27 protein-coding genes are annotated in these 24,982 nt (G+C 69.7%); 16 read left to right on the top strand and 11 right to left on the bottom strand.

Translation table 11 applies throughout. The features are described 5' to 3' along the window. Positions 1–103 precede the first annotated feature (103 nt). Complete coding sequence (locus tag EGT67_RS00685; RefSeq protein WP_127914131.1) at positions 104–619, bottom strand: flavin reductase family protein; 516 nt, start codon at positions 617–619, stop codon at positions 104–106. Between the two features lie 116 nt (positions 620–735). On the opposite strand from EGT67_RS00685, the gene EGT67_RS00680 reads away from it, so the two are divergent. Continuing rightward, on the top strand, positions 736–1,305 hold the full coding sequence (locus EGT67_RS00680; protein ID WP_127914130.1) for an MmcQ/YjbR family DNA-binding protein: 570 nt from the start codon (positions 736–738) through the stop codon (positions 1,303–1,305). Positions 1,306–1,311: 6 nt separating this feature from the next. Here the strand turns inward: EGT67_RS00680 and EGT67_RS00675 are convergent, their stop codons facing one another. Further along, complete coding sequence (locus EGT67_RS00675) at positions 1,312–2,088, bottom strand: pentapeptide repeat-containing protein (protein WP_127914129.1); 777 nt, start codon at positions 2,086–2,088, stop codon at positions 1,312–1,314. 184 nt (positions 2,089–2,272) lie between these two features. Between EGT67_RS00675 and EGT67_RS00670 the strand changes: the two genes are divergently transcribed. Further along, positions 2,273–3,262, top strand: coding sequence for a diaminopimelate dehydrogenase (locus tag EGT67_RS00670; RefSeq protein ID WP_127914128.1), 990 nt, complete (start codon positions 2,273–2,275; stop codon positions 3,260–3,262). 9 nt (positions 3,263–3,271) lie between these two features. Here the strand turns inward: EGT67_RS00670 and EGT67_RS00665 are convergent, their stop codons facing one another. The 6 genes from EGT67_RS00665 to EGT67_RS25575 all read right to left on the bottom strand — a co-directional run bounded on the left by EGT67_RS00665 (position 3,272) and on the right by EGT67_RS25575 (position 8,941). After that, positions 3,272–4,027: a sirohydrochlorin chelatase gene (locus EGT67_RS00665; RefSeq protein WP_241565831.1), complete on the bottom strand. Its 756-nt coding sequence runs from the start codon at positions 4,025–4,027 to the stop codon at positions 3,272–3,274. 4 nt (positions 4,028–4,031) lie between these two features. Further along, positions 4,032–5,327 carry a sulfate adenylyltransferase subunit 1 gene (locus EGT67_RS00660; protein ID WP_127914126.1) on the bottom strand — a complete coding sequence of 432 codons (1,296 nt, stop codon included), beginning with the start codon at positions 5,325–5,327 and terminating at the stop codon, positions 4,032–4,034. 2 nt (positions 5,328–5,329) lie between these two features. Then, positions 5,330–6,271 carry a sulfate adenylyltransferase subunit CysD gene (gene cysD, locus EGT67_RS00655; RefSeq protein WP_127914125.1) on the bottom strand — a complete coding sequence of 314 codons (942 nt, stop codon included), beginning with the start codon at positions 6,269–6,271 and terminating at the stop codon, positions 5,330–5,332. Further along, entirely contained in the window at positions 6,268–6,981 is a 714-nt protein-coding gene (locus EGT67_RS00650; protein ID WP_127914124.1) for a phosphoadenylyl-sulfate reductase, read from the bottom strand. The genes cysD and EGT67_RS00650 overlap by 4 nt, the downstream gene beginning before the upstream one ends. Continuing rightward, complete coding sequence (locus tag EGT67_RS00645) at positions 6,978–8,687, bottom strand: nitrite/sulfite reductase (RefSeq protein WP_127914123.1); 1,710 nt, start codon at positions 8,685–8,687, stop codon at positions 6,978–6,980. Before EGT67_RS00645 ends, EGT67_RS00650 begins: the two co-directional genes overlap by 4 nt. Before the next feature lie 164 nt (positions 8,688–8,851). Beyond that, on the bottom strand, positions 8,852–8,941 hold the full coding sequence (locus EGT67_RS25575) for an Ms4527A family Cys-rich leader peptide (RefSeq protein WP_368076962.1): 90 nt from the start codon (positions 8,939–8,941) through the stop codon (positions 8,852–8,854). Positions 8,942–9,069: 128 nt separating this feature from the next. Here EGT67_RS25575 and hemW point away from each other — a divergent pair, with 128 nt between their 5' ends. The 3 genes from hemW (at position 9,070) to EGT67_RS00630 (ending at position 11,257) form a co-directional block, all read left to right on the top strand. Then, on the top strand, positions 9,070–10,290 hold the full coding sequence (gene hemW / locus EGT67_RS00640; RefSeq protein ID WP_127914122.1) for a radical SAM family heme chaperone HemW: 1,221 nt from the start codon (positions 9,070–9,072) through the stop codon (positions 10,288–10,290). A 285-nt stretch (positions 10,291–10,575) separates the two neighbouring features. Beyond that, on the top strand, positions 10,576–10,857 hold the full coding sequence (locus EGT67_RS00635) for a hypothetical protein (RefSeq protein ID WP_127914121.1): 282 nt from the start codon (positions 10,576–10,578) through the stop codon (positions 10,855–10,857). Beyond that, on the top strand, positions 10,847–11,257 hold the full coding sequence (locus EGT67_RS00630; protein ID WP_127914120.1) for a hypothetical protein: 411 nt from the start codon (positions 10,847–10,849) through the stop codon (positions 11,255–11,257). The genes EGT67_RS00635 and EGT67_RS00630 overlap by 11 nt, the downstream gene beginning before the upstream one ends. A gap of 67 nt (positions 11,258–11,324) precedes the next feature. On the opposite strand, the gene EGT67_RS00625 is transcribed toward EGT67_RS00630, so the two are convergent. Then, positions 11,325–11,627 carry a type II toxin-antitoxin system VapB family antitoxin gene (locus tag EGT67_RS00625; protein ID WP_127914119.1) on the bottom strand — a complete coding sequence of 101 codons (303 nt, stop codon included), beginning with the start codon at positions 11,625–11,627 and terminating at the stop codon, positions 11,325–11,327. 235 nt (positions 11,628–11,862) lie between these two features. On the opposite strand from EGT67_RS00625, the gene hrcA reads away from it, so the two are divergent. The 4 genes from hrcA to EGT67_RS00605 all read left to right on the top strand — a co-directional run bounded on the left by hrcA (position 11,863) and on the right by EGT67_RS00605 (position 15,718). Next, complete coding sequence (gene hrcA, locus EGT67_RS00620) at positions 11,863–12,906, top strand: heat-inducible transcriptional repressor HrcA (RefSeq protein ID WP_127914118.1); 1,044 nt, start codon at positions 11,863–11,865, stop codon at positions 12,904–12,906. Between the two features lie 108 nt (positions 12,907–13,014). Beyond that, the gene (gene dnaJ, locus EGT67_RS00615) at positions 13,015–14,166 is read left to right on the top strand and encodes a molecular chaperone DnaJ (RefSeq protein WP_127914117.1); all 1,152 of its coding nucleotides are present in this window, start codon (positions 13,015–13,017) and stop codon (positions 14,164–14,166) included. Positions 14,167–14,184: 18 nt separating this feature from the next. Continuing rightward, positions 14,185–14,946 (top strand): 16S rRNA (uracil(1498)-N(3))-methyltransferase, encoded by a 762-nt coding sequence (locus tag EGT67_RS00610; protein ID WP_127914116.1) that lies wholly within the window; start codon positions 14,185–14,187, stop codon positions 14,944–14,946. A gap of 16 nt (positions 14,947–14,962) precedes the next feature. Further along, positions 14,963–15,718, top strand: a complete 756-nt coding sequence (locus EGT67_RS00605) for an alpha/beta hydrolase family protein (RefSeq protein ID WP_127914115.1) — start codon at positions 14,963–14,965, stop codon at positions 15,716–15,718. Here the strand turns inward: EGT67_RS00605 and EGT67_RS00600 are convergent. Further along, entirely contained in the window at positions 15,709–17,319 is a 1,611-nt protein-coding gene (locus EGT67_RS00600) for an MFS transporter (protein ID WP_127914114.1), read from the bottom strand. The two genes, EGT67_RS00605 and EGT67_RS00600, sit on opposite strands and share 10 nt — an antisense overlap. Before the next feature lie 137 nt (positions 17,320–17,456). Here EGT67_RS00600 and EGT67_RS00595 point away from each other — a divergent pair, with 137 nt between their 5' ends. From EGT67_RS00595 to EGT67_RS00565, 7 genes are all read left to right on the top strand, one after another. Next, entirely contained in the window at positions 17,457–18,122 is a 666-nt protein-coding gene (locus tag EGT67_RS00595) for a TetR/AcrR family transcriptional regulator (RefSeq protein ID WP_127914113.1), read from the top strand. Positions 18,123–18,217: 95 nt separating this feature from the next. After that, positions 18,218–19,309 (top strand): PhoH family protein, encoded by a 1,092-nt coding sequence (locus EGT67_RS00590; RefSeq protein WP_127914112.1) that lies wholly within the window; start codon positions 18,218–18,220, stop codon positions 19,307–19,309. 88 nt (positions 19,310–19,397) lie between these two features. Then, positions 19,398–19,940 (top strand): rRNA maturation RNase YbeY, encoded by a 543-nt coding sequence (gene ybeY / locus EGT67_RS00585; protein WP_127914111.1) that lies wholly within the window; start codon positions 19,398–19,400, stop codon positions 19,938–19,940. Between the two features lie 24 nt (positions 19,941–19,964). Beyond that, positions 19,965–21,290: a hemolysin family protein gene (locus EGT67_RS00580; RefSeq protein WP_127914110.1), complete on the top strand. Its 1,326-nt coding sequence runs from the start codon at positions 19,965–19,967 to the stop codon at positions 21,288–21,290. Positions 21,291–21,292: 2 nt separating this feature from the next. After that, positions 21,293–22,210 (top strand): GTPase Era, encoded by a 918-nt coding sequence (gene era / locus EGT67_RS00575; protein WP_127914109.1) that lies wholly within the window; start codon positions 21,293–21,295, stop codon positions 22,208–22,210. 139 nt (positions 22,211–22,349) lie between these two features. After that, positions 22,350–22,871 carry a DUF6790 family protein gene (locus tag EGT67_RS00570; protein ID WP_127914108.1) on the top strand — a complete coding sequence of 174 codons (522 nt, stop codon included), beginning with the start codon at positions 22,350–22,352 and terminating at the stop codon, positions 22,869–22,871. A 20-nt stretch (positions 22,872–22,891) separates the two neighbouring features. Then, a complete protein-coding gene (locus EGT67_RS00565; RefSeq protein WP_127914107.1) occupies positions 22,892–23,404 on the top strand; it encodes a nitroreductase/quinone reductase family protein in 513 nt (170 codons plus the stop codon). Between the two features lie 72 nt (positions 23,405–23,476). Here EGT67_RS00565 and EGT67_RS00560 read toward each other — a convergent pair whose 3' ends face one another. Continuing rightward, the gene (locus EGT67_RS00560) at positions 23,477–24,778 is read right to left on the bottom strand and encodes an aspartate aminotransferase family protein (protein ID WP_127914106.1); all 1,302 of its coding nucleotides are present in this window, start codon (positions 24,776–24,778) and stop codon (positions 23,477–23,479) included. Between the last annotated feature and the right edge of the window lie 204 nt (positions 24,779–24,982).

Here is a 24,982-nt window from a genome sequence, read left to right as displayed (position 1 = left end):
GCGCAGGGGGTCAGGAGCCCGACGAACCCCACCACGACGATGCGGTGCTGCCGGTCGCCGTCTCGGCGGCGTTCGGGGCCGGCGTGTGCATGAGATCCTTCGTTCAGCGGAGGGCGGTCCCGGAGTTCACGCAGTGGTACGCGCGGTCGCTGTAGACCAGCGGACCGGCGAGGGATTCCGGTTCGAGGATCCGGTCGACCGCCGCGACGACGACGAGCGCCGGTCCCGCCGCCGTCGTCGACAGCGGCGTGCAGCGCAGGACCGTGCCGGTTCCGTGCAGGAGGGGTTCGCCGGTCGCGAGGGGTGACCAGGCGGTCTCCGCACCGAACCGCGTCCGGTCGGGTGTCGCGAACCGGCGGGCCAGTTCCACGTTCTCCGCCGTGAGCAGGTGGATCAGCAGGCTCCGGGCCTGCGCGATCTCGGCGGCGGACCCACGGACCGACTGCAGCGAGAATCCGAGGACGGCAGGGTCCGCGGACACCGACGCGACGGACGACGACGTGAGACCGACCGGGCCGCAGCGGCCTTGTGCGGTGACGACCGTGACGCCGGCGGGATGCCCGCGGAAGGCGCGCCGGAAGTCGTCGCTGAGCTGGGACGTCGATGTCGCGGTGGTCAAGGCGAGGCCCTTCGTCGTGTCTGTGGGATGACAGATCCGACGCTAGAACCTCGAGTTAGCTCGAGGTAAAGCGGATGTGCTCGACGCCACGCTCGGGTGACCCTACGATCTCGTGCATGACGACGCTCCGTCAGCTCCGCAACACCGCCACGTCGCTGCCCGACGTCACCAGCGGCACCCACTTCGGGCTCGAGGCGTACCGGGTGCGCGGACGTGTCTTCGCGTCGGTCACGCGGGATGGTCGGGGCGTGCAGCTGAGGTTGCCCGAGGACGCGGTCGCCGAGATCGTCGCTTCCCACCCGACCGCCGAGCCGATCACCCGGCAGGACCTCACGATCGGGGTCCGCCTCCCGCTCGCCGATGTCGACGGCCGCCGGCTGAACGACCTCGTTCGCCGGGCGTGGTTGTCCCGGGCGCCGCAGCGGCTCGCGGCCGAGACGCCGGCGGCCGAGACCGCGGAACCCGGCGTCGGGGAGTTGCCGACGGCGATCGGCCGGCCCGCGACCCGGGCGCTGCGGCAGGCCGGAATCACGACGCTCGAGGCCGTGGCGCGGCATTCCCGGAAGGAACTGCTCGCGCTCCACGGGGTGGGACCCAAGGCGATCCGGGTGCTCGCGGAGGTGCTCGGGAAGCGCGGGTCGACGTTCCGTGGCGACGAGAGCAGCGATCCGTCCTCTGCAGGGTGAGGCGCGTCAGTGCGGCGGTGACTCGGGTTCCAGCGGCATCGTCTCCGCGGTCCCTTCGCGCACCGCGCGGACGTAGCGGTCGACGTAGTCGCGCTCGAGTGCCTCGGCGTCCGTCTCGCCGGGCCAACCGTCGGGCAGGGGAGAGCCGTCGTGGGTGCACCGGACACGCCGCGCGGGCCCGAGGTCGGGCAGCGCGCCCCGGAAGTCGCACCGGTCGAACGTCGTGAGTGCCGAGAACCGGACGTCGGCGAACGTGCAGTCCACGAAACGGCCGCCGGCGAGTTTCGCGTCGGCGAGGTCCGTCCCGTCGAACACGCACCGCTCGAATACGGTGTTCTCGCCCAGGGTGATCTTGCGCAGCGACGCGCCCGTGAAGTCGCAGTCGACGATCTTGCGCCCGATGCGGGCCCGGGTGAGGCGCGCCGAGCGAAAGCTGCACCGCGCGAAGAGGCGGTCGAGCACGCTGTCCGCCGCGGAGATCTTGTCGAAGCGGCTGTCCGTCACCTCGGTCTCGAAGATGTGCAACGAACCCCGTGCATGGCTCAGGTCGAGCCGCTCCAGCGTCAGGTACTTGATCGAGAGCGAGTATCCGCGGGCTGCGTTCACGCCACGCAGGTCGACGCGCCCTTCGACCGTGGTCCCGTGTGGGGACGCGATCTCGTGTGTGCGCCCGACGAACCGGGCCTGGTCGACGAACCGACTCGCGAGCAGGGCGGCATCCTCGGGGCTCCATCTGCCGCGCAGCGACGCGGCGCTTGCCGTCGCGCGTTTCTCCTTCGTCACCGACCCACTGTAGGGGGTAGACGGAGAGTTGCCCTGCGGCTGCTGCGCGCCGATCGTGTCGGCGAAGACGACGCCGGGCGCGGCGTCGAGGTCACGTCGCGAGCGACAGTGATCAACGGCCTTACGGTCCAGGTACGGTGGGCGGTTGGGCAGTCGACGGACGTCTGCCCTGCTAGGAGGCGTAGTGGTAAGCGGTCGGATCCGTATCGGTATCGCCGGATACGGCAATCTGGGTCGAGGCGTGGAGTCCGCGGTCGCGGCGAGCGCGGACATGACGTTGGTGGGGGTGTTCACCCGACGCGACCCGGCGGCGCTCGTGCCACAGCGGCCGGACACGGCGGTGTTCGGTTGGGATGCACTCGCCGGGTACGAGGACGAGATCGACGTGCTGATCCTGTGCGGGGGTTCGAAGTCGGATCTGCCGCAGCAGGGCCCGGAGTTGGCGGCGCGATTCAACACCGTGGACAGCTTCGATACGCATGCCCGCATCCCCGAATACTTCGCCGCCGTCGATGCCCCGGCACGCAACGCCGGCCGCACGGCGCTGATCTCGACCGGCTGGGACCCGGGGTTGTTCTCGATCAACCGTGTCTACGGCGAGGCGATCCTGCCCGTGGGTGAGACCTACACCTTCTGGGGGCGTGGTGTCAGCCAGGGCCACTCCGACGCAGTGCGCCGGGTGCCCGGTGTCGCTGCCGCCGTGCAGTACACGCTGCCGTCGGAGGTGGCGATGGCGAAGGTGCGTGGCGGCAGCCGGCCCGAATTGACGACCCGTGAGAAGCACACCCGCGAGTGCTTCGTCGTCCTCGACACAGGTGCCGATGCCGATGTGGTCCGTGAGGCGATCGTGACGATGCCCGACTACTTCGATCAGTACGACACGGTCGTCCACTTCGTCGACGCGGACACTCTCGCGCGCGATCACGGGGGAATGCCGCACGGCGGCTTCGTGATCCGCAGTGGATCCACCGGTACCGGGAACGTGCAGACCGTCGAGTACAGCCTCGCGCTGGGCAGCAATCCCGAGTTCACCGCGAGCGTCCTGGTGGCGTACGCGCGGGCGGTGTACCGGTTGAACGCGGACGGCCGGATCGGCGCGCACACCGTGTACGACGTGGCCCCGGGCCTGCTGTCGCCGAAGTCTCCCGAACAGTTGCGCGCGGAACTGCTGTAACGCGGCCGGTCAGGCGGACCGCTCGACCCGCGTGAACGTGGGGAGGGCGGCCCGGTACCGGTCGAGCGCCACGTCGACCAGGCCGCGGTGAGCCCCGATGGTGTCGGCGAAGATCGCGTCGGGTGCGGACGCCAGGGCAGCGGCGCCGACCCTGTCGGTCAGGCGTCCGGGTGCCAGGAACCACGGGGCGATCACGATGCGCTCGACCCCTCGCGAGCGCAGCAGTGAAATGGACTGTCCGATAGTCGGTTCCGTAGACGTTGCGAAGCATGTCGTGACGCCCGCCCACGCGGTGCCCTCGGCGAGGATCGGTGCGAGCGCGCGGGTGCGCTCGTTCGCCCTCCGGTCGGACGACCCGACCCCGACCAGTACGACACCGGTGTCGGCGTCGTCGGTGGCGATCCCCGCCGCCGAGATCCGGTCCCGCACCGCTGCGACCAGTCGTCGATCGTGGCCCAGAACGTCCGACTGGACCAGGGTCAGCCGTGGGTGCCGGGCGCGCGCCGCCGCGAGGATCCCGGGCAGATCCACCCGGGCGTGAAAGGCGCTGCCGAGCAGTAGTGGGACCGCGATCGCCGTGGAGTGGCCCTCCGCGGCGACGGCATCGACGACCTGGTCCACCGACGGCGCGTTCAGGTCGAGGAAGCACAGCCGGACGTCGAGGTCCGGTCGCCGCGCGCGGATCGCCGCCACGGCAGCCGTGACCACCCGAGCGGATCGGGGGTCACGGCTGCCGTGCGCGACGGCAATCAGCGGCGCAGTCAAGGTGTCAGACCCGCTCACCGAGTTCGACGGCGGCGATTGCGTCGCCGACGAGGCCGGCCGCGAGCGTGTTGCCGCCGGCCGGATCGATCAGCAGGAAGCTGCCGGTGTGCCGGTTGACGGTGTAGTCGTCGGCGACGATCGGCTCCGCGACGCGCACCGAGATCTTGCCGATCTCGTTGAGCTCGAGCGTCTCCGGGGACAGCTCGGATGTCAGCTCCTGCTCGTCGAGGCGCTCGACCAGCGCACCGACGATCGCCTGCGTGGTGCGGGTGCCGTGCTTGAGCAGCAGCCGCGCGCCCGGACGCAGCGGCTTCTCGGCCAGCCAGCACACGGTGGCGTCGAACTCGCCGATCGGCTCGGGAGCCCCGGACGGCGCGGCGATGGTGTCGCCGCGGGAGACGTCGACGTCGTCGGCGAGCACCAGCGTCACGCTGCGACCCGCGTGCGCGACGTCGAGTTCGCCGTCGGCGGTGTCGATGCGGGTGACCGTCGTCCGGGTGCCGGACGGCAGGATCACGACCTCGTCGCCGGGCACGACGGATCCGGCCGCGACCTGACCCGCGTAGCCGCGGTAGTCGGGGAACTCGGCGGTGCGCGGACGAATCACGTACTGCACCGGGAACCGCAGGCCCACCGCGTGCTTGCCCTCGTTGTCGCTGTCGACGGGCACCGACTCGAGGTGCTCGATCAGCGTCGGACCGTCGTAGTACGGCGTGTTCTCCGACGCCACCGCGACGTTGTCGCCGTGCAGCGCCGACACCGGGATGGCGTGCACGTCGGCGTCGTCCCAACCGAGCGAACCGGTCAGCGACCGGAACTCGGCGGAGATGTCGGCGAACACCTGCGCCGGATCCTCGACGAGGTCGATCTTGTTGACCGCCAGCACCAGCCGCGGCACCCCGAGCAGCGCCAGCACCGCGGCGTGCTTGCGGGTCTGCGAGATGACGCCCTTTCGGGCGTCGACCAGCAGGATCACCAGCTGTGCGGTGGAGGCACCCGAGACGGTGTTGCGGGTGTACTGCACGTGTCCCGGGGTGTCGGCGAGCACGAACGAGCGTCGCGGCGTCGCGAAGTAGCGGTACGCGACGTCGATCGTGATGCCCTGCTCGCGCTCGGCGCGCAGGCCGTCGACGAGCAGCGACAGGTCGGGGGTGGACAGGCCCTTGTCGACCGACGCGCGGGTCACGGCGTCGATCTGGTCGGCCAGAACGGATTTGGTGTCGTAGAGCAGCCGGCCCACGAGGGTGGACTTGCCGTCGTCGACGCTGCCGGCCGTAGCCAGGCGCAACAGGTCGCTCATGATCAGAAGTAGCCCTCTCGCTTGCGGTCTTCCATGGCCGCTTCGGAAACTCGGTCGTCGCCGCGGGTGGCGCCGCGCTCGGTCAGTCGGGACGCCGCGACCTCGGCCAGGATCGCCTCGTTGTCGGCGGCCTCGGACAGGACCGCGCCGGTGGTGGAGCCGTCGCCGACGGTGCGGTAGCGCACCGACAGAGTCTGCAGCTCCTCGCCCTCGGCCGGTCCACCCCACACGCCGGGCGTCATCCACATGCCGTCACGCTGATACACCGGACGCTGGTGGGCGTAGTAGATGCTCGCCAGCTCGACGTTGTCGCGCGCGATGTAGCGCCAGATGTCGAGCTCGGTGAAGTTGCTGAGCGGAAACACCCGCACCTGCTCGCCGGGCGAGTGCCGGCCGTTGTACAGGTTCCACAGCTCGGGGCGCTGCCGCTTGGGGTCCCACTGTCCGAACGCGTTGCGCAGCGAGAAGATCCGCTCCTTGGCGCGGGCACGCTCCTCGTCGCGCCGGGCACCGCCGAACACCGCGTCGAAGCGGTTCTCGGCGATCGCGTCGAGCAGCGGCACGGTCTGCAGCGGATTGCGGATTCCGTCGGGGCGCTCGGTGAGCCGGCCGTCGGCGAGGTAGTCCTCGACCTTGGCCACGTGCAGGCGCAGGTTGTACTTCGCGACGACGTGATCGCGGAAGTCCAGCACCTCCGGCAGGTTGTGGCCGGTGTCCACGTGCAGCAGGGCGAACGGCAGCGGCGCCGGCCAGAAGGCCTTGATGGCCAGGTGCAGCAGCACCGTGGAGTCCTTGCCGCCCGAGAACAGGATCACGGGCCGCTCGAACTCGCCCGCCACCTCACGGAAGATGTGGATGGCCTCGGACTCGAGAGCGTCGAGGGTGTCGAACTTGTTGCCGTCCAGCGCAAGCCGCGGCTCGGGGAGTGAGATGTCGATTGTCATGACGCGTGCAACCCGCATTCTGTCTTGGCCGAACCGGCCCACCGGCCGCTGCGCGGATCGGTGCCGGGGAGAGGTTTCGCGGTGCACGGAGCGCACCCGATGGACGGATACCCCTCGTCGACGAGCGGATTCACCAGGATCGAGTGCTCGTCGATGTACGCCTGCATGTCGTCGTCCGACCACGCGGCGATGGGGTTGATCTTCACCAGTCCGAACGCCTCGTCGAACGAGATGAGCGGGGCGTTCGCCCGGGTGGGGGCCTCGACCCGGCGGATGCCGGTGACCCACGCCCGGTAGTTCTTCAGCGTCGCCTTCAGCGGTGCCACCTTGCGCAGCGCGCAGCAGCGGTTGGGCTCGCGGGCGAACAGGTCCTTGCCCTCGGCCGCGTCCTGCTCGGCGACGGAGGCCTCGGCCTGCGCGTTGATGACGTTGACCCCGTACACCTGCTCCACCGCGTCGCGGGTGCCGATGGTCTCGGGGAAGTGGTAGCCGGTCTCGAGGAACAGCACGTCCACGCCGGGATGCACCTGTGCCGCAAGATGAACCAGGACGCCGTCCTGCATGTTCGACGCCACGATGTAGTCGGACCCGAACGTGTCCTCCGTCCACCGCAGCAGTTCCTGGGCGGAGGCCCCGTCCAGTTCCGCTGCGCCCCGCGCGGCCAAAGCCCGCAGGTCGTCCTCGGTCGCCGTCGTCAGATCAACCGTCATCGCAAATCCCCCTCGTCTGCTCGAACTGCCCACTGTGCAAAGCGTTCACCCTCGTTGCGGTGCTTCACGAAGTTCCGCACCACCCGGTCGATGTAGTCGCCGAGTTCGTCGCTGGTCACCTTGTGCTGGCGCAGCTTCCGGCCGAACGCGCTGTCGAGACCGAGGCTGCCGCCCAGGTGAACCTGGAAGCCCTCGACCTGGTTGCCCTCGCCGTCGTCGACCAACTGGCCCTTGAAGCCGATGTCGGCGATCTGGGACCGGCCGCACGAGTTGGGGCAGCCGTTGATGTTGATCGTGATCGGGACGTCGAGCTGCGCGTTGATGTCCGCGAGCCGCTCCTCGAGTTCCGGCGCGAGCACCTGGGACCGCTTGCGGGTCTCCACGAACGACAGCTTGCAGAACTCGATGCCACTGCACGCCAAGAGATTCCGGCGCCAATGCGATGGCCGGGCATGCAGGCCCAGCGGCTGCAGTTCGGCGATCAGCTCCTCGACCTTGTCGTCGGCGACGTCGAGCACGATCAGCTTCTGGTACGGGGTGAAGCGGATGCGGTCCGAGCCGATCCGCGCCGCCGCGTCGGCGACCTGCGTCAGGATGGTGCCCGACACGCGGCCGGCGATGGGGGAGAAGCCGACCGCGTTGAGGCCGTTGCGCAGCTTCTGGACGCCGATGTGGTCGATCGGGCGGGCGGGCTTCTCCGGGGCCGGGCCGTCGATGAGCTTGCGCTTCAGGTACTCCGTCTCGAGAACTTCGCGGAACTTTTCGATGCCCCAGTCCTTGATCAGGAACTTCAGCCGCGCCTTGGCACGCAGGCGGCGGTAGCCGTAGTCGCGGAAGATCGAGACCACGGCCTCCCACACGTCCGGGACCTCGTCGAGCGGCACCCACACACCGACGCGCTGCGCCAGCATCGGATTCGTCGACAGGCCGCCGCCGACCCACAGGTCCAGGCCCGGGCCGTGCTCGGGGTGGTTCACGCCCACGAACGCGACGTCGTTGATCTCGTGCACCACGTCCTGCTGCCCGGAGATCGCGGTCTTGAACTTGCGCGGCAGGTTCGAGTACTCGGGATCGCCGATGTAGCGGCGGACGATCTCGTCGATCGCCGGGGTCGGATCGAGGATCTCGTCGAACGACTCCCCGGCCAGCGGGGAACCGAGAACCACACGCGGGCAGTCGCCGCACGCCTCGGTGGTCTTGAGGCCGACGGCCTCGAGTCGCTGCCAGATCTCGGGAACGTTCTCGATCTCGATCCAGTGGTACTGGACGTTCTCGCGGTCGGAGAGGTCGGCGGTGTCGCGGCCGAACTCGGTCGACAGCTCACCGATCGTGCGCAACTGCTGGGCGGTCAGGGCGCCGGCGTCGCAGCGCACCCGCATCATGAAGTACTTGGCCTCGAGCAGGTCGATGTTCTCGTCGCCGGTGAAGGTGCCGTCGTAGCCCTCTTCGCGCTGCGTGTACAGGCCCCACCAGCGCATGCGGCCGCGCAGGTCGGCCTTGTCGATGCTGTCGAAGCCCTGCTTCGAGTAGATGTTCTCGATGCGGGCGCGGACGTTGAGCGGGTTGTCGTCCTTCTTGATCTGCTCGTTGGCGTTGAGCGGTTCGCGGTAGCCGAGGGCCCACTGGCCCTCGGAGGCGCGCTTCTTCGGACGCGGGGTGCGCGCCGGCGGGCTCACGGCAGATTCGGCGTCGGTGGTCGACGTCATGGGTGCTCCTGAATTTCGTGAATCTCACGGTGCACCGGTCGAAGACTGGGAGAGGAGGGCTGTTTCCTCGCGGGGGTCGTCCTCGGCCGGCCGGATTACGGGCCTAACGTGGGGAGACGAACGCAGGCGAGCGCCGCTGCTTCAGGGCAGGGAACGCCGGGCTGCTACACGCCGCAGGGCAGACAACAACAGCTACAGACACGCTTGAGGTCGACGTGGCGCCTGGCCACCAATCGCACCCCGGTATCTGTCATGCGGGCCATTGTGCCATGCGATTCGCGCTCTGCCGACCATCGGGAGCGTATTTCCCCGAAATTCTCGGGAAATGTCCTGATGGGCGGGCGTCGGTGTCGGCACATCGGGTTGCTGGGACACTGGAGACGTGAGTGGATCCGCCGCCTCGACCCCTGCCGTCGCCTCGACACCCTTCGAACTTCCCGCCTCGGCTCTGGCCGGCGTCGGGTCGCGTCCCTTCGGTATCTACGTGCACGTCCCGTTCTGCGCGACGCGGTGCGGCTACTGCGACTTCAACACCTACACCGCGGGCGAACTCGGCACCTTGGCGTCGCCGCAGTCGTGGCTCGAGGGCCTGCGCCGCGAACTCGACGCCGGTGCGGCGATGCTGGGGCGAGGGGACGCGGCCGTGCCCGCAGCGCAGACGGTCTTCGTCGGCGGCGGCACGCCGTCGCTCCTCGGCGGCGACGGGCTGGCGGACGTGCTGGCGGCCGTCCGGTCGAGTTTCGGCCTCGCTCCGGGCGCCGAGGTGACCACCGAGTCGAACCCGGAGTCGACGTCGCCGGAGTTCTTCGACACCATCCGCGGCGCCGGCTACACCCGGGTCTCGCTCGGCATGCAGTCCGCAGCGCAGCACGTGCTGCGCGTCCTCGACCGCACCCACACGCCGGGCCGTGCTGTCGCCGCGGCGAAGGAGGCCCGGGCGGCCGGGTTCGGGCACGTGAACCTCGACATGATCTACGGGACGCCCGGCGAGCGCGACGAGGACCTCGACGCGACCCTCGACGCGGTGCTCTCCGCCGACGTCGATCACGTCTCGGCGTACTCGCTGATCGTCGAGGACGGCACGGCGCTGGCCCGCAAGGTCCGGCGTGGCGAACTGCCTGCTCCGGACGACGACGTCCTCGCCGCCCGCTACGAACGCATCGACGCCCGCCTCGCGGACGCGGGCCTGGGCTGGTACGAGGTGTCGAACTGGTCGAAGCCCGGCGCGGAGTGCAGGCACAACATCGGGTACTGGGACGGCGGCGACTGGTGGGGTGCCGGACCGGGCGCGCACAGCCACGTCGGCGGGGTGCGCTGGTGGAACGTCAAGCACCCGGCCCGCTACGCCGACGAGCTGGCGTCCGGGGTCCTGCCCGCCGCGGACAGCGAAACCCTCACCGCGGAGGACCGGCATGTCGAACGGGTGATGCTTACGATGCGGCTGCGGTCCGGGCTGCCGGCGTCGGACCTGCGCCCGAGTGAGCTAGCGGCCGCCGAGCAGGTCGTCGCGGATGGGTTGCTCTCGCGCATCGATGACCGCCTGGTGCTCACCGACCGCGGCAGGTTGCTCGCCGACGGCGTCATCCGCGACATCCTGAGCTGAACCCTCGATACGCAACTCCGTCCGCCCGGGTTCCTCGGGCCGGCGAATTCGTAGCAGTCGAGCCAGGGGGAATCGTCGGCGATGGAGCCGGTCCCCGTCCCGATGAGAAGCACTGCGACTGCCGACCGCATCAGGGGCGGCCCACAGTCGGGGCCGATCACGCTGTCACTGCCGGTGGCTTCCCCGACCGACGCGGTGCCCCCACCGAGGGCTGGAGCTGGTCGCTCGTAGTTGTCGGTGGGCGTCGATATGGTCGGCCGCGTGTCTGTGAATATAGGCGTCTACATGGAGATCTCCGGGTTGCGCGACGACCGGGAGCAGGTTGGCATGACGAGGCTGCTGACCGAGGTCATGCGGGAACATCAGCTGGATGACGAAGTGTTCGTCAGCATGCGCGGCAGGGGGGCGGATCTGTCCGTGCGTGCCGATTCCGGCGATGACACGGTGAACTTCAGCGGGTTCTACCGCTGGGCGCCCGCCTTCGAGAAAATGCTGACGGCGCGGGCTACCCGGCTGGTGTCGCATGCGCAGGTGCACTACGGCTGGGAGTACGAAGATGAGTTCTGATTCGCGTTTCGCCGGACCGTGGGACGACCGTCTGCCGGATCCGGTGCCTGTCGTCCACCGCGATCTCTACGTGAGTGTGGGCGGCCGAGAGCTTACGACACTGACCCGTGAGCACCTCGAGTACTGGGTGCGTTGCATCCCACTGCAGCGGGGCAACACCTTCATGGTCGTGGACCGACCTGACGAACCCGGTTACATCCAGACCTATCGCAACAGCGCCACCGACTTCCACCTCGAATGGTCCGACGCGCCGCCGCCAGCTCCGAGCAGACAGACTGTCGTCAACGACGAAGCACAGATCGTGGGCCTGCTGTGGGCCTGGCTCGAAGGCGATTACACCGAGCTTGACGCACTGGATTGGAAGTCGTTCGACCGTGTAACTGGTGACATCCTGAGCTGATCGCCGAACGGGCGGCTGCCAGGGTCGGCACTCGGCCGATGGTCCGGGACCGCCCGCTCGGCGGAACTCAGGCGATCGCGTCGTAGTCGAAGACCCGCGCGTGCAGCACGACCCGGTTGCGCAGCGCGGACCGCACCGCGTGGTGCACGCCGTCCTCCAGGTAGATCACGCCGCGCCACAACACCGCGTGCGGGAACAGGTCGCCGTAGAAGGTGGAGTCCTCGTCCAGCAGGCGATCGAGTTCGAGGACCCTGGTGGTGGTCACGATCTCGTCCAGGCGCACCTGGCGCGGGGGAATCTGGGACCAGTCCCGCAATGTCAATCCGTGATCCGGGTACGGCTTGCCGTCCCTGACGCCCCTGAAGATCATCCTGTGTTCCGCCTGTGTTCCTCGTCGGTGGTCGGACCCGCACGCCGACCCGGCGACAACCCTACGGCCTGACCGGGTTGCCCGGCTCGTGCCGAATGCCTGGCGCGGGCTGCGCAGTTGGCAATGGGACCGGCCATTAGACTGGGTATCGAGGTGGGTGCCGTTCTCGGGGCGCTCGTTCCCTGGGGTGACAGCGAGAAATCCCGGTCTCGTGGCGAAGTGGAGGTGGACAGCGGTGTCGAGTACGGAGGAACGGCGGTTCGAGGTACTCCGCGCCATCGTCGCCGACTATGTCGCCACCCAGGAGCCGATCGGGTCGAAGGCGCTGGTCGAACGCCACAATCTCGGCGTCTCCAGCGCGACGATCCGCAACGACATGGCCGTCCTCGAGGCCGAGGGCTACATCGCCCAGCCCCACACCAGCTCGGGGCGGGTGCCCACGGACAAGGGGTACCGCCAGTTCGTCGACCGGATCGCCGACGTCAAACCGCTGTCGTCCGCCGAGCGCCGCGCGATTCTCGAGTTCCTCGAGTCCGGGGTGGACCTGGACGACGTCCTGCGGCGCGGTGTGCGGCTACTGGCCCAGCTGACCCGGCAGGTCGCGATCGTGCAGTACCCGACCCTGTCGGCGTCGTCGGTGCGGCACCTCGAGGTGGTCGCGCTCACGCCGGCCCGGCTGCTGCTGGTCCTGATCACCGATTCCGGCCGGGTCGACCAGCGGATCGTCGAACTCGGCGACGTGATCGACGACGCGGACCTGTCGCGGCTGCGTGCCCTGCTCGGCGGCGCGCTCGAGGGCAAGCGGCTCGCCGCGGCATCGATCGCGGTCTCCGAGCTGGCGGAGGACGCGCCGGAGAGCATCCGCGACGCCGTCGTGCGCTCGGCGACGGTGCTGGTCGAGACCCTCGTCGAGCATCCCGAGGATCGACTGGTCCTGGGGGGAACCGCGAACCTGACCCGCAACGCCGCCGACTTCACGACCCAGGGCGGGCTGCCCGGCTCGCTACGCTCGGTCCTCGAGGCGCTCGAGGAGCAGGTGGTGGTCCTCAAACTGCTCGCCGCGACCCAGGATGCCGGTCGGGTCACCGTCCGGATCGGTGAGGAGACGCAGGTCGAGGAGATGCGGGGCACGTCGGTGATCTCCACCGGCTACGGTGCCGCCGGGACGGTGTTCGGTGGTGTGGGGGTCCTCGGGCCCACCCGGATGGACTATCCGGGAACAATTGCCTCGGTGGCTGCCGTTGCCAGGTACATCGGCGAGGTACTCGCCGAGCGATAACGTGTGGCCGGTCGGCGGCGTCGGACAGGGCACAGGACCCGGTCGGTGTGCCGTCGGAGCGGTTCACCGCGTGGTGCGAACGAAGTAGAGAAGGACGAGATACCCAAAGTGGCACGGGATTACTACGGCACACTCGGCGTCGGGCCGAAGGCGACCGATCAGGAGATCAAGCGGGCATACCGCAAGCTGGCCAGGGAGCTGCACCCGGACGTCAACCCGGACGAGTCCGCGCAGGCCCGTTTCCGGGAGGTCTCCACCGCGTACGAGGTGCTGTCGGATCCGGAGAAGCGGCGCATCGTCGACCTCGGCGGCGACCCGATGGAGACCGGTGGCGGCGGCGCCGGCGGCGGCTTCGCGGGCGCCGGGTTCGGCGGCCTCGGCGACGTCTTCGAGGCGTTCTTCGGTGGTGGCGGCGGCGGTGGGCGCGGGCCGAAGGGCCGCGTCCAGCCGGGCGCCGATTCGCTGCTGCGCACCAAGCTCACGCTCGAGGAGTGCGCGACCGGTGTCACCAAGACCATCACCGTGGACACCGCGATCCTGTGCGACGGCTGCGCCGGAGCGGGCACCCACGGCGACTCCAAGCCGATGCGATGCGAGACGTGTGGCGGTGCCGGCGAGGTCCAGTCGGTGCAGCGCTCGTTCCTCGGCCAGGTGATGACGTCGCGCCCGTGCCCGACGTGCCGCGGTGCCGGCGAGACCATCCCCGACCCCTGCCACAAGTGCGGCGGCGACGGCCGCGTGCGCGCCCGCCGCGACATCAACGTCAAGGTGCCCGCCGGTGTCAGCAACGGCATGCGTATCCGGCTGGCCTCCCAGGGCGAGGTCGGCCCGGGCGGCGGCCACCCCGGTGACCTGTACGTCGAGATCCTGGAGCAGCCGCACGACGTGTTCGTGCGCGACGGCGACGACCTGCACTGCACGATCCGGGTGCCGATGGTCGACGCCGCGCTCGGCACCACCGTCACCCTCGACACGATCATCGACGGACCGACCGAGATCACGGTCGACCCGGGCACGCAGCCCGGCTCGGTGTCCGTGCTGCGCGGCCACGGCATGCCGAAGCTGCGCTCGACTGTCCGTGGCGACGTGCACGCGCACCTCGAGGTGGTCATCCCGACGCGGCTCGACGGCAAGCAGAGCAAGCTGCTGCAGGAGTTCAAGAACCACCGCGACCGCGACCACGCCGAGGTCGTGTCGACCGGTTCGCAGAACAGCGGTGGCCTGTTCTCCCGTCTGCGCGACGCGTTCAGCGGCCGCTGACGGGCACCGGGCGCACTGATGGCCGCGACGGTCTTCTATCTGGATCCGCTGCCCGACGTCGGGCAGCCCGCCGTGCTCGACGGACCCGAGGGCAGGCACGCCGCGACGGTGCGCCGCATCAAGCCGGGTGAGCGCCTGCTGCTCGCAGACGGTCGCGGCGGCATCGCGGAGGCGACGGTGACCGCCGCCGCCAAGGACCGGCTCGACCTCGAGGTCACGGCGCGCCGCGACCAGCAGCCCCCGACGCCGTCGGTGACGCTGGTGCAGGCACTGCCCAAGGCCGAGCGGTCCGAACTCGCCGTGGAACTGGCCACGGAGGCCGGTGTCGACGCGGTGGTGCCGTGGCAGTCGGCGCGCTGCGTCGCGCGGTGGGAGGGTGCCAAGACCCACAAGGGCGTCGCCCGCTGGCGCAACGCCGCGATCGCGGCGGCCAAGCAGTCGCGGCGGTCGTTCGTGCCGGACGTGGCCGACCTCCACCACACCGCCCAGGTGCTCGACCTGGTGCGTGCGGTCGTCGGTCGCGGCGGCGTCGTGGCCGTGCTGCACGAGTCGGCGCAGGCTCCGCTGGCGTCGCTGCCGCTGCGCGACGTCCCGGAGGTGGCGTTGGTGGTCGGACCGGAGGGCGGGCTGTCCGACGACGAGGTCGCCGCCCTCACCGACGCCGGTGCGACCGCGGTGCTGCTGGGCCCGACCGTGCTGCGGACGTCGACGGCCGCGGCGGTGGCGCTCGGCGCGATCGGCGTCCTCACCGACCGCTGGTCCGCGGCCCCTCTCGACTGATCCAGGAGCGACGGACATGCCCAGGACACGCATCGCATACGGTCCCGAGCCGGAGCAGTTCGGCCACTTCTACGCGCCCGAGAACCCGACGGGTGAGTCTGTTCCGGTCGTCATGGTGATCCACGGCGGCTACTGGAGCGGGAAGTACCACCTCAACCTCGGGACGTCGTTCTCGCTCGAACTGGCCCGCAGCGGTGTCGCGGTGTGGAACGTCGAGTACCGCCGGATCGGCGCGGGCGGGCGGTGGCCGGAGATGTCCGCGGACGTCGTCGCGGCGCTCGAGGCGATCGCCGGACCGGTCGCCGCGGCGTCCCCGGTGCCGCTCGACCTGGACCGGGTCCGCGTCGTCGGGCACTCGGCGGGCGGTCAGCTCGCGGTATGGCTTGCCGGGCAACGTGATACGACGGTCCGCCCGGAGCTGTTCGTGTCGCAGGCCGGTGCGCTGGACCTCGCGTCGGCCGCCGAGCGTGGTCGACGTGTCAGCTACATCGAGGACCTGTTCGGCGTGCCGTTCGAGGACGACCCCGAGCTGTACCGGTCGGCGTCGCCGCACCATCGGGTCCCGATCGGGGTGCCGGTCGTCGTCCTCCACGGCAGCGAGGACGCCCAGGTTCCGGCGAAGATCGCGTCCCGGTACCACGACGCGGCCCGTGCCGCCGGTGACCCGGTGGACGTGCACCTGATCGAGGGGGAGGACCACTTCGCGTTCCTCGACCCGAACACGCGGAGCTGGAAGCTCTCCCGCGAACTGCTGCTCGGCGGTCACTCCTGACCCGAGGCCGTTCGACCCGGCAGGATCGCGGCGACCGCCACCGCGCCGACCGCGAGGGCCAGGCCGCCGACCAGGCTGGCGCGTGAGATCGCGTCGGCGAAGGCGACGGTGGCCGCGTCCATGAGCGGTTGGGCCTGCGCGGCCGCGAGCATGTTCTTCGACATCTCGTCGGCCACGATCGCGGCACCGCCGACCGACTCGCCCGACGCCTGCAGCCCCTGGGCCACCAGATCGGCCTGCGGCCCGGTCAGTTTCGGGATCGGCAGCGCCGCGAGGAAGCCGGCGATCCCGTCCTTGTAGGCCGATGCGAGGACCGAACCGAGGATCGCGATGCCGAGCGAGCCACCGAGTTCGATCGCCGTGTCGTTGAGCCCTCCGGCCGCGCCGAGATCCTGGTCGGGGAAGCTGCCCATGATCGCGTCGGTGGCGGGGGAGACCGCCAGCCCGATGCCGACACCGAGGAGCACGAGGGTCGGGACGAAGTCGAGGTAGGTCGAGCCGCCGTCGACGCGGACGAGCAGCAGGATGCCCGCCGCCGCGACCAGCATGCCGCCGGCCACGATCGCTCGGGTGCCGATCCTCGGGGCGAGGCGCGCGCTGGCCGCGGCGCCGACCGACACGGCGGCCGCGAGCGGCAGCAACCGGACACCGGTGTCGAGGGCGCCGAACCCGAGGACGAACTGGAACTGCTGCGCGATGAAGAACATCGCCCCGAACGCCGCCAGGAACACGAGCATCACCGCGAGCGACGCCCCGCCGACGGCGCGCTCGCCGAGCTTGCGGACGTTCAGCAGGGGCTGCGGATGCCGAAGCTCCCACGCGACGAAGAGGGCGAGCCCGACGACCGCGACCGCGGCCGCGGCGAGCGCGCCTGCGCCCCAACCGAAGTGGAAGCCGTCGATGATCGCGAAGACGAGGCAGCCGATCGTGACGACCGACAACAGCCCGCCGAGCCAGTCGATGCGGCCCAGCCCGTGCGCCTTCGACGGCGGGACGAGGATCAGCCCGGCGACGATCGCGACTGCGGCGATCGGGACGTTGATCAGGAATGTGGAGTGCCACGAACGGCTTTCGAGCAGCCACCCGGCGAGCAGGGGGCCGAGCGCGATCGCGAGGCCGGAGGTGGCCGCCCATGCCGCGATGGCGCGGGCGCGTTCGGCGGCGGGGAAGGTCGCGACCAGCAGCGACAGCGTCGCGGGCATGATGATCGCGGCACCGACGCCCATGACCATGCGCGCCGCGATCACCAAGGTAGTGGTATCGGCGAGGCTGCCGAACACCGCGCCGCCGCCGAAGACGAGCAGGCCCGCGAACAGGGCCCCGCGCCGGCTGTACTTGTCGCCGATGACGCCGAACAGCAGCATCAGCGCCGCGTACGGGACGGTGTAGCCGTCGATGACCCACTGCAGGTCCGCGCTCGTCAGCTGCAGGTCCCGGGTCATGTCCGGCGCGGCCACGATGAGCGCGGTGTTGGCCATCACGACGATCAGCAGGCTCAGGCACAGCACCCCGAGCGCCGCCCAGCGGCGCGGGTACGGCCGGTCCATCCGGTCGACGGGGGTGGTGGCGATCCCCGGTAGTTGCGACAGCGTCATGGTCATCGTCTCGAACCCTCCCCGCATCCCGGTGGGCGCCACCGGAGATCTTGCACATTGATGTGCAAGTTAGTTTTCTGCACATCGGTGTGCAAGTAGGGCATGGCGTAGATCACAGCCCGGGTGCGGGAGAGGATGTACCGGTGACTCCCGAGACGCCTCCCGCTGTGCCGCCCCTGCGCGCTCAGGCGCGAGTGAACCGCGCCCGCATTCTCGAGGCCGCGATCTCGGCGTTCGCCGCCGACCCGGATGCCAGCATGGACGACGTGGCGCGGGCGGCGGGGGTGGTGCGGCGGACCGTGTACTCGCACTTCCCGAACCGCGACGCGCTGATCGAGGGACTCGTCGTGGAGGCGTCGACCGCGATCGCCGAGGCCCTCGGCGCCGGTCCGCCGGCGCCGGAGGCGCCCGATCTGGGTGTCGCGGTCCTGGCGCTGCGGACCTGGCCGATCGGCGACCGGTTCCGGGTGCTGCTCTCGTTCGCCCGCCGTGAACTCGGCGACGAGCGGATCCACGCCCTCCTCGAACCGCTGCGGACCACGAGCATCGACAACGTCGAGCGGGGGCAGCGCGAGGGTGTGTTCTCGGACTACCTGCCGGCGGATCTGCTGGTGGCGATGTACGAGGGGATGACGTTGACGCTGCTCGAGCACGCGAACCGGGGCGCGATCGTCGACCGCGGCGAGACGTTCGCGACGGCGGGCCTGGTCCTGCTCGGTCTGCCGCCCGCTCGGGCCGGTGAGGTGGTCGAGCGGGCCGGGCGGTGGCTGGCCGAGTCGGGCAAATCGAACACGGGTTCGGCCGGGTAACTCGGTGGGCGGTGTCGCCGGCGGGCGCTAGACTTTGGGCACGTGACAACCCCGTCGCGGACCCGTCGGACCTGGAAGTAGGCCATAGCCCTCACGTGAGTGAACAAGTCGAGAACGGCTCGCCGCGGTACCGCGGCGCCCCGCAGGATCCCGCACAGCCGGCCGAGCGCACTGTCCGCTCGAGCATGGAACTCCCGCCCGAGGTGGTGCCGCCCCTGCTCGGGTCCTCCGACGAGAATCTGACCGCTCTCGAACAGGTCCTCGACGCTGACATCCACGTGCGTGGGAACGCCGTCACGCTGACCGGCACCCCGGCCAACGTCGCGTTGGCCGAGCGGGTCTTCGAGCAGCTCGCCGCGCTGGTGCGGCGCAATCAGCCGATCACCCCCGATGTGGTCCGGCGGACCGTGGGGATGCTCACCCAAGGGCTGTCCGAGTCGCCGGCCGACATCCTGAGCCTCGACATCCTGTCCCGGCGTGGCAAGACGATCCGGCCCAAGACGCTCAACCAGAAGCGCTACGTCGACGCGATCGACGAGAACACCATCGTGTTCGGCGTCGGCCCGGCCGGCACCGGCAAGACGTACCTCGCGATGGCCAAGGCCGTGCAGGCGCTGCAGAGCAAGCAGGTGACGCGGATCATCCTCACCCGTCCGGCGGTCGAGGCGGGCGAGCGGCTGGGCTTCCTGCCGGGCACGCTGCACGAGAAGATCGACCCGTATCTGCGCCCGCTGCACGACGCCCTGCACGACATGATGGATCCGGAGGCGATCCCGAAGCTCATGCAGGCGGGGGTGATCGAGGTCGCCCCGCTCGCCTACATGCGCGGCCGCACGCTCAACGACGCGTTCATCATCCTCGACGAGGCGCAGAACACCACGGCCGAGCAGATGAAGATGTTCCTCACCCGTCTGGGTTTCGGCTCCAAGATCGTCGTCACCGGCGACATCACCCAGGTCGACCTGCCCGGCGGCGCGCGCTCGGGCCTGCGGGCCGCCACCGAGATCCTCGACGACATCGACGGTATCCACTTCGCGATCCTGGACAGCAGCGACGTGGTGCGGCACCGGTTGGTCTCCGACATCGTCGATGCGTACGACCGGTTCGAGGCGTCGCGGACCGGTGAGGTGCCGCTCGGGAACCGCGCACAGCGGCGAGCGGTCCAGTCGCGCTCGCACCGGCGGTAGGGTTGTTCCCGCCCCACAGTTTCCGCACGACAGCTTCCCCGCGACCCTGGCCACGGTCCGGCGCGCGACCGACGAAAGAGCGACGTACATGAGCATCGAGATCTCCAACGAATCGGGGATGGAAGTCTCCGACGAGGACCTGATCAGCGTCGCCCGATTCGTGATCGCCCGCATGGACGTTCACCCCGCGGCGGAACTGTCGATGGTGCTGGTGGACTCGGCGACCATGGCGGACCTGCACATGCGCTGGATGGATCTGCCCGGACCGACGGACGTCATGTCGTTCCCGATGGACGAGCTCGAGCCGGGCGGACGTCCCGACGCGCCGGAGCCCGGACCGTCGATGCTCGGCGACATCGTGCTGTGCCCGTCGTTCGCGGCCGATCAGGCGCAGAAGGCCGGCCACTCGCTCGATCACGAACTGGCGCTGCTCACGGTCCACGGCGTCCTGCACCTCCTCGGCTACGACCACGCCGAGCCGGAGGAGGAGAAGGAGATGTTCGGCCTGCAGAACCAGCTGCTGGCGGACTGGTACGAGGATCTGCGGCGCGCGGAGCGCGAAGCCGAGCTGGCGGCACGCGACCAGCGGCTGCTCGGTAAGACCGGGTTCGTCGACGGTGCCGAACAGTGACACCCGGCGGACGGTGATCGGCCGGTGAGTGACGCCGTCGTCCTCATAGTTCTCGCGGTCGTCCTGGTGCCGCTGGGCGGGCTGTTCGCGGCTCTCGATTCGGCGCTCAACACGCTCTCGCCCGCCCGGGTGGAGGAGCTGGCGAAGGACGAACGCCCCGGCGCGGCGCGCCTGGTGCGGATCGTCTCCGACCGCCCCCGCTACGTCAATCTCATGGTGCTGCTGCGGATCCTGTGCGAGATCGCGGCGGCCGTCCTGCTCGCCGGGGCGCTGATCGAACTGATCGGCCCGGTGTGGGGCGTCGTCGTCACGATCGTCGTGATGGTGCTCGTCGACTACGTCGCGATCGGTGTCGGCCCGCGCACCCTCGGCCGGCAGCACGCCTACCCGATCGCGCTCGCCGCGGCGATGCCGTTGGTCGCGCTCGGCGCCCTGCTCAGCCCCGTCAGCCGCCTGCTGATCCTGGTCGGCAACGCGCTCACCCCCGGCCGCGGATTCCGGGCCGGGCCGTTCGCGTCCGAGATCGAGCTGCGCGAGCTGGTCGACCTGGCGCAGGAACGCGGCGTGGTGGCCGACGAGGAACGCCGGATGATCCAGTCGGTGTTCGAACTCGGCGACACCTCGGCCCGCGAGGTCATGGTGCCGCGCCCGGAGATGGTGTGGATCGAGGCCGACAAGACCGCCGGCCAGGCCACCTCGCTCGCGGTGCGCAGCGGGCACTCGCGCATCCCGGTGATCGGGGAGAACGTCGACGACGTGCTGGGCGTGGTCTACCTCAAGGACCTCGTGCAGCAGACCTACTACTCGTCCGACGGCGGTCGCAGCGTCACGGTGTCGCAGGTAATGCGCCCGGCGGTGTTCGTGCCCGACTCGAAGCCGCTCGACAGCCTGCTCGCGGAGATGCAGCGCGACCGCAACCACATGGCCGTCCTCGTCGACGAGTACGGCGGGATCGCCGGCCTGGTCACCATCGAGGACGTGATCGAGGAGATCGTCGGGGAGATCGCCGACGAGTACGACACCGACGAGACCCCGCCGGTCGAGGATCTCGGCGACGGCAGTTACCGGGTCTCGGCGCGGTTGCCGGTCGAGGACCTCGGGGAACTGTTCGACCTCGAGATCGAGAACGACGAGGTCGAAACGGTCGGCGGGCTGCTCGGCTACGAACTCGGGCGCGTACCGCTGCCCGGGTCGGAGGTCGTGACCGCGGGGCTACGGCTGCGCGGCGAAGGCGGCGCCGACGTGCGCGGCCGCGTACGGATCAGCACCGTGTACGTCGAGCGCGTGCTCGGCGAGGAGTCGGCCGCCGCCGACGCAACGAACGAAGACGGAAACGTGAACCAGGAGTGAAGATGACCGACAACGAATTCCGTTCCGGCTTCGTCTGTTTCGTCGGACGGCCCAACACGGGCAAGTCGACGCTGACGAATGCGCTGGTCGGCGAGAAGATCGCGATCACGTCGTCGCGGCCGCAGACGACCCGGCACACGATCCGCGGCATCGTGCACCGCGACTTCGCCCAGCTGATCCTCGTCGACACGCCCGGTCTGCACCGACCGCGCACGCTGCTCGGCCAGCGCCTCAACGACCTCGTGCGCGACACGTACTCCGAGGTCGACGTCATCTGCCTGTGCATTCCGGCGGACGAGAAGATCGGCCCGGGCGACCGGTGGATCCTCGAGCAGGTGCGGCAGATGGCGCCCAAGACCAAGCTCGTCGGCATCGTCACCAAGATCGACAAGGTGAGCAAGGACGCGCTCGTCTCCCAGCTCATGGCGGTCTCCAAGCTCCTCGGGCCCGAGGCCGAGGTGATCCCGGTGTCGGCCGTCTCTGGCGAGCAGGTCGAGCTGCTGGTCAAGCTCCTGGCCGGTCTGATGGAGCCCGGCCCGGCGTTCTACCCGGACGGCGAGCTCACCGACGAGCCCGAGGAAACGCTCATGGCGGAGCTGATCCGCGAGGCCGCGCTCGAGGGTCTCGGCGACGAACTGCCGCACTCGCTGGCCGTGGTGATCGAGGAGGTGCGCGAGCGCGAGGGGCGCACCGAGAAGCAGGGGGAGATGCTCGACGTCCACGCCCTGCTGTACGTCGAGCGGCCCAGCCAGAAGGGCATCGTGATCGGCAAGGGCGGCGCCCGGCTGCGCGAGGTCGGCACCGTGGCGCGCAAGCAGATCGAGAAGCTCCTCGGCGTCAAGATCTTCCTGGACCTGCACGTCAAGGTCGCCAAGGACTGGCAGCGCGACCCGAAGCAGCTGGGCCGCTTGGGGTTCTAGCCTCTGCCGCGCCGGTTCTCGTCGTGCCGCTCCTCCGAACGGGGGAGCGGCACGACTGTTTCCGGCGCGGCGGTGTCCTGTGCGTGCGACGATTGACGCCTCGACGTGTACGAGCCTCTCGGACCGAGTTGGTGATGTCATGGGGTACTTCCTGACCCAGTGGGCGGTGCTGATCGTCGGCGCCGCGGCACACATCGCGCTGGACCGGCACCCGGACCGGCGGACCCGCACCCGGATCTACGAACTGATCGCGTTGTGGTTCGTGGTCGGCGGCGGCGCGTGGACGGTGCTCGGCGGCATCGGGCACATCGGCCCGACATCGGACGACATCGCCGACGGAATCGGCTACACCCAGTCGATGTTCCAGTGGGAGGTCGGCTGGGCCGACATCGCGATCGGTGCCGCCGGCGTCGGGTGCGCGTGGAGGGCCAACCGCGGCGGCTGGATGAGCGCCGCCGTGTTCGTCGTCATCGTCTACTTCTGGGGCGACGGCATCGGGCACATCGTGCAGTGGTCGGCGCACGACAACACCGAACCGATGAACGTGTGGGCGATCCCCACCGATTTCCTGCAACCGCTGGTCGCACTGGTGTTCCTGGTGCTGTACCGGCGGACCGCGCGGGCCGAGCCGGGTCCGCGACCCGCGCTCGCCCAGAACTGACAGCCGCGAGGGAGACACCGATGGCGCGGATGCGAACGTATCGTCAGACCAACCCGATTCAGCGCGGGTTCCGCTCGATCGGCGGCCTGGCGCCGGTGTCCTGGGTGTTCGCGCGCACGCTGCACCACGTCGACCGCCCGGTGTTCCGGATCACCCGGGGGCGGCGGACCCTGACGAGCATGCTGACGGATCTGCCGGTGGTCATGCTCACGACGACGGGCGCGCGCACCGGCGTCCGCCGCACCTCCCCGCTGCTCGGTCTGCCGGACGGCGACCGGATCGTCGTCATCGCCTCCAACTACGGGCAGGCGGACAACCCGTCCTGGTACCACAACCTGCGCGCCCACCCGCGGGCCGAGATCTCGGTGGCCGGCGGTGCGGTGCAGCAGGTGCGGGCACACGAGGTGACGGGTGCGGAGCGCGAGCGGCTGTGGCGACTCGGGTTGTCGATCTATCCGGCGTGGGCGGAGTACCAGAAGCGGGCCGCGGGCCGTCGGATTCCGGTGATGGTCCTCGAACCCGCGGCCGACTGACCCTGGCCTAGGAGTGCCTCCGGGCATCTCGGACGTGCCACTTCCGTCCCGGTCGGGACGGGGGTCCGATCGTCACCCGTCGACCGCGGTCGACACCTTCATCAGGACGGCCTCCAGGATCGAGAGAGCTTCGAGGGCCTCGTCCGGGGTGACCGTCATCGGTGGGGTGACGCGAAGGACGTTGCCGTGCAATCCGCCCCGACCGATGAGGAGGCCCGAGGCCCGCGCCTCTTCGAGGACCGCTGTGGTCGCCGACGCAGCGGGAGCCTTGGTGCCGGGCAGCACGAGTTCGACCCCGATCATCAGACCGACACCGCGGACCTCACCGACCAGCGGGCATCGAGCTCCTATGGCACGCAGACCATCAGAGAGCAGCGCGCCGACGCGGTCCGCGTTGGACTGCAGGTCGTGGTTTTCGAGGTAGTCCAGTACCGCGTTCCCTGCGGCCATCGCCATCGGATTGCCGCCGGCCGTGGAGATCGAGTTCGCGGTCAGCGAGTTCATCAGTGACTCCTCGGCAACGACTCCGCCGATGCTCATGCCGTTTGCCAGCCCCTTTGCGAACGTGATCGCCTGAGGACGGACGCCGTAGTGCTCGATTCCGAACCAGGACCTGCCGGTTCGTCCCCAACCCGACTGCACCTCGTCGGAGACGAACGGAATCTCGTACTCCCGCAACACCTCTTGCATCGCCAGGAAGAACCCGTCCGGGGGAGTCGCGAAACCGCCTGCTCCCTGCACCGGTTCGGCAATGAAACAGGCCACGTTCCCGGAGGTGGACGTCTCGATCATCGTGCGGAGTTCCCCGGCGCACGCGGAGGTGTAGGCGTCGTCGTCCAGGTGCCCGAACGGACTCCGGTACTTGTACCCGCTGTGCGCGTACGTCACCTGCAACGGACTGAGCGAGGTGGCCGACCACCCTCGGATCCCGGTCGCCGCGACGGTGCCGAACGACCGACCGTGGTAGCTACCCCGCAGTGCGATGACCTGATTCGAGGATTTCGCACAACTGGTGAGGAGGAAGGCCGTCTCGACGGCTTCCGATCCGGAGTTGACGAAGAAGACACGTGGATCGTCGACCGGCGCCCGTGCCGCGATCTTCTCCGCGAGCTCCACCTGGGCGCGGATCAGATAGAGCGTCGAGGAGTGCATGATGCGCCCCGCCTGAGCGCGGATCGCCTCGGTGATCTCGGGGATGTCGTGGCCGACCATCGTCGCGAGCAGACCGCCGAAGAAGTCGAGATACGTGCGTCCGTCCCCACCGACGACGTGTCGTCCCTTCCCCGAGACGATTTCGAGGGGATCGTCGTAGTACAGGGACATCCACTCGGGCATGACGGAACGGTGCCGGTCGTACAGCGTGGCCTCGGTCATTCTGAAGCTCCTGCCAGGGTTGTGGGGAGCCGCGGATCGGTGCGCCGCGGCGCGGTGCCTAGGCGCGTCACGATAGGTCCGACCGGCTTCGGCATCGAGATCGCTCGGCGCCGAGTCCGGGTATCTGAAATTTCGCGAGGGCGATCTCGGGTCGCGGTATGGACTGACCGGTACGTATGGCTTCTCGGCGGGGGCTTCGACGCC

Source organism: Prescottella agglutinans (genome assembly GCF_004011865.1).
In the GTDB taxonomy this organism is placed as follows: Bacteria; Actinomycetota; Actinomycetes; order Mycobacteriales; family Mycobacteriaceae; genus Prescottella; species Prescottella agglutinans.
The sequence above is the reverse complement of the archived record's forward strand: the minus strand, read 5'-3'. Positions and strand labels throughout refer to the sequence as shown.